We start from the raw sequence: 7,500 nt of genomic DNA, 5'->3' as shown, positions 1-7,500 counted from the left end.
TGTCCCAGAGTGCAGGGCAGATTGCCCACGTGTTACTCACCCGTTCGCCACTAATCCCCGGCCGAAACCGGTTCATCGTTCGACTTGCATGTGTTAAGCACGCCGCCAGCGTTCGTCCTGAGCCAGGATCAAACTCTCCGTGAATGCTTACCCGACTGCGTTTAATTAAAAACTGCGGGCTGACACTCGCGTTGAGCGGGACACCACCGGGCGGAATAGGCCCGGCGCGTCCACAGCGTCCTCGCTGTGTGTTTCAAAGGAACCTCATCCCACCGAAGCGGGACGGGGTTGTTTTATAGTCTGGCGTTGACTTTTGGCACGCTGTTGAGTTCTCAAGGAACGGACGCTTCCTTTGTACTCACCCTCTCGGGCTTTCCTCCGGGCGCTTCCCTTCGTTGTTTCCAACCTTACCAGATCCGTTTTCCGTTCCGTTTCCGGTTCGGAATTTCGTTTCCGGCCCCCTGCTGGAGCGGAGTCTTTCGCGCCTCTCGGCGTGATCACTACTTTACCGGATTTCCCCCGCGACTCCTAATCGGAGTCCGTTCCGGAATTCGGGCACGCCGAAATCCATCCCGTTCAAGGGCCGTGCAAGTGGTGGATCGCCGCCGATGCGGCTCGAACCGTTGCCCCGGCTTCCTCGCGGACCCCGTGGCAACTCGAAGAACTCTACACGAGCCTGTACGCGCCATCAAACCGGTGGCGCAAGGGGGTTTGCCGGGCGTACTGTCGCCGCATGACCATGCATGCCCGTCCCCAGCTGTGGTGGCCCGCCTGACGGCGGCCCACCCCCTGCGCGTACGCGCATGCACCCAACGGCCGCCGCCTCGGCGGCCGTTTTTTGCTGTCCGTGGCGGTGGCCCCGTCCACCAGGAGGCAGCACCCATGACGACCACCCCGAAGTCCACCCGCATCTTCAGCGGCGTCAAGCCGACCGGGCACCTGACCCTGGGCAACTACCTGGGCGCCGTCCGGCAGTGGGTCGAGACGGACCAGCACCGGGCCGGCGCCCTCTTCTGTGTCGTGGACCTGCACGCGCTGACCGTCGAGCACGACCCCGCCCGCGTGCGGCGACTGAGCCGGCAGGCGGCGACGCTGCTCCTGGCGGCGGGGCTGGATCCGGAGCTGTGCACTCTCTTCGTGCAGAGCCATGTGGACGAGCACACCCGGCTGTCGTATCTCCTCGAGTGCACCGCCACCGACGGCGAGATGCGCCGGATGATCCAGTACAAGGAGAAATCCGCGCGCGAGCGGGAGTCGGGCGGGAGCGTGCGGCTGTCCCTGCTGACGTATCCCGTGCTGATGGCCGCGGACATCCTGGCCTACGGAGCCGACGAGGTCCCGGTGGGCGAGGACCAGGCCCAGCACGTGGAGCTCACCAGAGACCTGGCCGTGCGCTTCAACCAGCGGTACGGCCACACCTTCACCGTCCCGAAGGCGGTGCTCCCGACCGTGGCGGCGCGGGTCATGGACCTCCAGGACCCCACGTCCAAGATGGGGAAGTCGCACGCGGAGACGGCAGGCATCGTCTATCTCCTCGACGAGCCCGACGTCGTGCGCAAGAAGATCATGCGTGCGGTGACGGACAGCGGGACCGATGTCGCGTACGACCGCGAGGCACGCCCCGGCGTGGCGAACCTGCTGGAGATCCTGGCCGCCTGCACGGGCGGCGAGCCGGAACACCTCGCCGCCGGCTACGACTCGTACGGCGCGCTGAAGAAGGACACCGTCGAGGCGGTCCTCGACGTGCTGCGCCCGCTGCAGGAGCGGCACGCAGCACTGACCGCCGACCCGGCGTACGTCGACGGTGTGCTGCGCGAGGGCGCCGAGCGCGCGCGGGCGCTGGCGCGTCCGACCGTCGACGCGGCGTACCGGGCGATCGGGCTGCTTCCATCCGTCTGAAGCAGAAGCAGAAGCGGGGACGGGAGGGGCGGGCGGCGGCGCGTCAGCCGTTGCCGGAGGCCAGCTCGCGGCTGCGGTCGCGGGCGGCTTCCAGCGCGGCGAGGAGGGCGTGCCGCACGCCGTGCTTCTCCAGCTCGCGGATGGCGCTGATGGTGGTGCCGGCCGGCGAGGTGACGGCCTCGCGGAGCTTGACGGGGTGCTCGCCGCTGTCGCGCAGCATGACGGCGGCGCCGATGGCGGCCTGCACGATCAGGTCGTGCGCCTTGTCGCGCGGCAGTCCGAGCAGGATGCCGGCGTCCGTCATGGCCTCGACGAGGTAGTAGAAGTAGGCGGGGCCCGAGCCGGAGAGTGCGGTGGCCGCGTCCTGCTGGGACTCGGGGACGCGCAGTGTCTTGCCTACCGGCTTGAAGATGGCCTCGGCGCGGAGCAGGTGCTCCTCGGAGGCGTGCGAGCCGGCCGAGATGACGGACATGCCCTCGTCGACCAGAACGGGGGTGTTCGGCATGACGCGGACGACCGGGGTGCCGGCCGGGAGCCGCTCTTCGAAGAAGGCGGTGGGAACGCCGGCCGCCGCGCTGATGACCAGCCGGTCGGCGGGCAGGTGCGGGGCGAGCTCGTCGAGGAGCACGGCCATGTCCTGCGGCTTGACGGCGAGGATCAGGGTGTCGGCGGCCTTGGCGGCGTCGATGTTGCTGACGGTCTCCACGCCGTAGCGGGCGCGGAGCGCCTCGGCGCGCTCGGGGCGGCGGGCGGTGCACAGCAGGCCGGCGGGCGACCAACCGGCCCGGATCATGCCGCTGAGCAGCGCCTCGCCGATCTTTCCGGTTCCGAGAACGGCGACGGTCTGCGTCTGGGTCCGGGACTGCGGCACGTGCGACGGCACGGGGCTCACCTCTTCGCTGCGCTGGGCTTCGGGGGGGCTCTGCGGCCTTTGGGGCGTACATCCTGCCACCTCGGCAGGGGCCGTGCGCTGTTTACCTCGCGGAAACAGATCAACTTCCCCATCACCAGCGGGATTTGGACAGGGTGTGGTCAAGTGTTGGCAGCCCGGTCCTCCGCCACTCGAGCCTGCATCCCGTCCTCCTCCTGCCCCTCTTCTCACCCCGCACCTCGCCGCGCGCTGGAGGCGTCTCATGCAGCAGCCCCTGCCCAGCCCTGTCCGAAAGACGGCCCACCGCCTCCGCCGCTTCCGCACTGCCGGTATACGAACCGGTCCGGCCGGCCTGATCATCACCTGGCTGTCGCGTATCGGACGCCGGTTCCGGACGGTCTCCATCACCGTCACGCAGGGCATGCTTGCGGGCATCGGCATCGCCCTGGTCGTCGGGCAGCTGCACGCGCTCGTCGACGCGAACGCCGATGACGTCGCCGCCGCCGCTCCGGCAGACGGTCTCGAGAAGCTCGGCGGGTTCGCGACGCTGCTGGTCGACGCGGTCGTCTCGCCGAGCGCGCCGGCCGCCGTGGTGGTCGGCATCGGCACGACGACCGTCCTGGTGCTGTGGCCCCGGTGGCGATGGGGGGCGCGCGTGGTGCCCGCCCCGCTCGTCGCCATCGCGCTCGCCACCGCCGCAGTGACCGCCCTGCATCTGCCCATGGCCCGGATCCGGGTGCGCGGCCTGGTCGACCTCGTGCAGCCGCCGGGCGGCGGCGACTTCGCGCGGCTGGGCGAAGTCGGGGTGATCGGGACCGTACTCGCCTTCGCGCTCGTCGCCGCGGCGAGGGCCTCCCACACGCGGGAGGCCCTCTGGTGGATCGTCGTCGCGGCCCTGCTGCCGTGCGTCCTGGAAGTCCTGGACCTGATTCCGGTGGCGGCCCTCGCCGGCGTCCTCGTCCCCGCGGGCTGGAGGCTGCGGCGCGAAGAGCGCGACAAGGTCGCGGTGTTGCTGGTGACCGCCGGGACGATCGTGATGACGAACCTCTTCGAGGGAGTGGTCGCCGGTCTGCTGACGGCTGCGGTGATGGCTATGCCGGGGGGCTACGTCTGCCCTTGGCCCACGCCCCTCGCCTCCGTCACGTCTGCTCTGTCTGCTGCGTCCTTCACTTCCGCGCCCGGGCGAGGGATGCCGCGGGACGTCCCGTCATGGTCAGCGGCCTCGGCGCATCGTTCCGGTGCACGAACTGGACGAGCCCGTCCGCCCGTCCCAGGCTGATGCACTGCCCCGCAAACAGGTAGCGGTCGTACGCGCGGCGGCCGCCGTCCCCGCGCACGTCCGCGAGCAGCGACGCCGCCACCCGCCCACCCATCGGGAGCGCCACCGCGCACCCCATGCGCACCCCGGTGCCGGCGGCGTCGCCTGCCGCGTAGACGGCCCGGCGAGGCCCCAGGCCGGGCTGCCGGTCACGCTGCCCAGGGTATAGACGAGCCGGCCGTAGGAGACTGTGCAGCCGTCGCCCGTGAGCAACTCGCCTTCCTGCACGTCCAGTTCGACGGCGCATGCCGGGACGTGCCGGATGCCGGTGCCGCGCAGGAAGGCGGAGAGCGGGGATGTCCGACACGACGGGCTCGTGCAGCCACAGCCCAGAGCCGACGACGTTGTCTCTCGAATTCCGCGAGAGATGCCATAACGCAAAAATGCCGTAGGCCCCGGTCAAAGACCAGGGCCTACGGCATTCTCTAAAATGAGTTCGGCGGCGTCCTACTCTCCCACACGGTCCCCCATGCAGTACCATCGGCGCTGAAAGGCTTAGCTTCCGGGTTCGGAATGTAACCGGGCGTTTCCCTAACGCTATGACCACCGAAACACTATGAAGATATCGAACCGGATGTTCACACGGGTCGTTACTTCAGAACCTACACAGTGGACGCGAGCAACTGAGGACAAGCCCTCGGCCTATTAGTACCAGTCAGCTCCAACCGTTACCGGTCTTCCACACCTGGCCTATCAACCCAGTCGTCTACTGGGAGCCTTACCCCATCAAGTGGGTGGGAGTCCTCATCTCGAAGCAGGCTTCCCGCTTAGATGCTTTCAGCGGTTATCCCTCCCGAACGTAGCCAACCAGCCATGCCCTTGGCAGAACAACTGGCACACCAGAGGTTCGTCCGTCCCGGTCCTCTCGTACTAGGGACAGCCCTTCTCAAGACTCCTACGCGCGCAGCGGATAGGGACCGAACTGTCTCACGACGTTCTAAACCCAGCTCGCGTACCGCTTTAATGGGCGAACAGCCCAACCCTTGGGACCGACTCCAGCCCCAGGATGCGACGAGCCGACATCGAGGTGCCAAACCATCCCGTCGATATGGACTCTTGGGGAAGATCAGCCTGTTATCCCCGGGGTACCTTTTATCCGTTGAGCGACGGCGCTTCCACAAGCCACCGCCGGATCACTAGTCCCGACTTTCGTCCCTGCTCGACCCGTCGGTCTCACAGTCAAGCTCCCTTGTGCACTTACACTCAACACCTGATTGCCAACCAGGCTGAGGGAACCTTTGGGCGCCTCCGTTACCCTTTAGGAGGCAACCGCCCCAGTTAAACTACCCACCAGACACTGTCCCTGATCCGGATCACGGACCCAGGTTAGACATCCAGCACGACCAGAGTGGTATTTCAACAACGACTCCACACACACTGGCGTGCATGCTTCACAGTCTCCCACCTATCCTACACAAGCCGAACCGAACACCAATATCAAGCTATAGTAAAGGTCCCGGGGTCTTTCCGTCCTGCTGCGCGAAACGAGCATCTTTACTCGTAGTGCAATTTCACCGGGCCTATGGTTGAGACAGTCGAGAAGTCGTTACGCCATTCGTGCAGGTCGGAACTTACCCGACAAGGAATTTCGCTACCTTAGGATGGTTATAGTTACCACCGCCGTTTACTGGCGCTTAAGTTCTCAGCTTCGCACACCCGAAGATGCGCTAACCGGTCCCCTTAACGTTCCAGCACCGGGCAGGCGTCAGTCCGTATACATCGCCTTACGGCTTCGCACGGACCTGTGTTTTTAGTAAACAGTCGCTTCTCGCTGGTCTCTGCGGCCACACCCAGCTCACACTGCAAGAGTGATCACCGGACATGGCCCCCCTTCTCCCGAAGTTACGGGGGCATTTTGCCGAGTTCCTTAACCATAGTTCACCCGAACGCCTCGGTATTCTCTACCTGACCACCTGAGTCGGTTTAGGGTACGGGCCGCCATGAAACTCGCTAGAGGCTTTTCTCGACAGCATAGGATCATCCACTTCACCACAATCGGCTCGGCATCAGGTCTCAGCCTCAACGTGTGACGGATTTGCCTATCACACGGCCTACACCCTTACCCCGGGACTACCACCGCCCGGGCTGGACTACCTTCCTGCGTCACCCCATCGCTTACCTACTACAAGTCTGGGTCGTCGGCTCCACCACTTTCCTTCACCCGAAGGATCCAGAACGGCTTCACGGACTTAGCATCGCCTGATTCGATACTGGGCGTTTCAAAGCGGGTACCGGAATATCAACCGGTTGTCCATCGACTACGCCTGTCGGCCTCGCCTTAGGTCCCGACTTACCCTGGGCAGATCAGCTTGACCCAGGAACCCTTAGTCAATCGGCGCACACGTTTCCCACGTGTGTATCGCTACTCATGCCTGCATTCTCACTCGTGAACCGTCCACAACTCGTTTCCACGGCTGCTTCACCCGGCACACGACGCTCCCCTACCCATCACAGCAGACGTTGGTCCTTATGCTGCAATGACACGACTTCGGCGGTACGCTTGAGCCCCGCTACATTGTCGGCGCGGAATCACTTGACCAGTGAGCTATTACGCACTCTTTCAAGGGTGGCTGCTTCTAAGCCAACCTCCTGGTTGTCTCTGCGACTCCACATCCTTTCCCACTTAGCGTACGCTTAGGGGCCTTAGTCGATGCTCTGGGCTGTTTCCCTCTCGACCATGGAGCTTATCCCCCACAGTCTCACTGCCGCGCTCTCACTTACCGGCATTCGGAGTTTGGCTAAGGTCAGTAACCCGGTAGGGCCCATCGCCTATCCAGTGCTCTACCTCCGGCAAGAAACACACGACGCTGCACCTAAATGCATTTCGGGGAGAACCAGCTATCACGGAGTTTGATTGGCCTTTCACCCCTAACCACAGGTCATCCCCCAGGTTTTCAACCCTGGTGGGTTCGGTCCTCCACGAAGTCTTACCTCCGCTTCAACCTGCCCATGGCTAGATCACTCCGCTTCGGGTCTAGAGCGTGCAACTCTGGTCGCCCTGTTCGGACTCGCTTTCGCTACGGCTTCCCCACACGGGTTAACCTCGCTACACACCGCTAACTCGCAGGCTCATTCTTCAAAAGGCACGCAGTCACGACCGCCAAGCAAGCTTGACGGCGACGCTCCCACGGCTTGTAGGCACACGGTTTCAGGTACTATTTCACTCCGCTCCCGCGGTACTTTTCACCATTCCCTCACGGTACTATCCGCTATCGGTCACCAGGGAATATTTAGGCTTAACGGGTGGTCCCGCCAGATTCACACGGGATTTCTCGGGCCCCGTGCTACTTGGGTGTCGCACAAGCAAGCCGCTGACGTTTCAGCTACGGGGGTCTTACCCTCTACGCCGGACCTTTCGCATGTCCTTCGCCTACGTCAACGGTTTCTGACTCGCCTCATGGCCGGCAGACCA

Annotated in this window: 3 protein-coding genes and 3 rRNA genes (2 of these 6 cut by a window edge); 2 read left to right on the top strand and 4 right to left on the bottom strand. The window is 64.6% G+C overall.

Features of this window, described 5'->3' with window-relative positions:
- Positions 1-144, bottom strand: a 16S ribosomal RNA gene (locus ACMATS_RS20625) (it extends 1,382 nt beyond the left edge of the window).
- Between the two features lie 738 nt (positions 145-882).
- On the opposite strand from ACMATS_RS20625, the gene trpS reads away from it, so the two are divergent.
- Positions 883-1,899, top strand: coding sequence for a tryptophan--tRNA ligase (gene trpS, locus ACMATS_RS20620; RefSeq protein WP_414168673.1), 1,017 nt, complete (start codon positions 883-885; stop codon positions 1,897-1,899).
- Positions 1,900-1,942: 43 nt separating this feature from the next.
- Here the strand turns inward: trpS and proC are convergent, their stop codons facing one another.
- Positions 1,943-2,782: a pyrroline-5-carboxylate reductase gene (gene proC, locus ACMATS_RS20615; RefSeq protein WP_414168672.1), complete on the bottom strand. Its 840-nt coding sequence runs from the start codon at positions 2,780-2,782 to the stop codon at positions 1,943-1,945.
- Between the two features lie 250 nt (positions 2,783-3,032).
- Here proC and ACMATS_RS20610 point away from each other — a divergent pair, with 250 nt between their 5' ends.
- Positions 3,033-4,049 (top strand): SulP family inorganic anion transporter, encoded by a 1,017-nt coding sequence (locus ACMATS_RS20610; protein WP_414168671.1) that lies wholly within the window; start codon positions 3,033-3,035, stop codon positions 4,047-4,049.
- Positions 4,050-4,522: 473 nt separating this feature from the next.
- On the opposite strand, the gene rrf is transcribed toward ACMATS_RS20610, so the two are convergent.
- Together rrf and ACMATS_RS20600 are read right to left on the bottom strand one after the other, a co-directional pair.
- Positions 4,523-4,639: ribosomal RNA gene (gene rrf / locus ACMATS_RS20605) — 5S ribosomal RNA — on the bottom strand.
- A gap of 74 nt (positions 4,640-4,713) precedes the next feature.
- Positions 4,714-7,500: ribosomal RNA gene (locus ACMATS_RS20600) — 23S ribosomal RNA — on the bottom strand; it runs 335 nt beyond the window's last position.

Origin of the sequence: Streptoverticillium reticulum, assembly GCF_047456005.1 — a bacterium.
Classification (GTDB): Bacteria; Actinomycetota; Actinomycetes; order Streptomycetales; family Streptomycetaceae; genus Streptomyces; species Streptomyces reticulum.
Note: the sequence above shows the minus strand (reverse complement) of the source record. Positions and strands in the feature narration are given on the sequence as shown.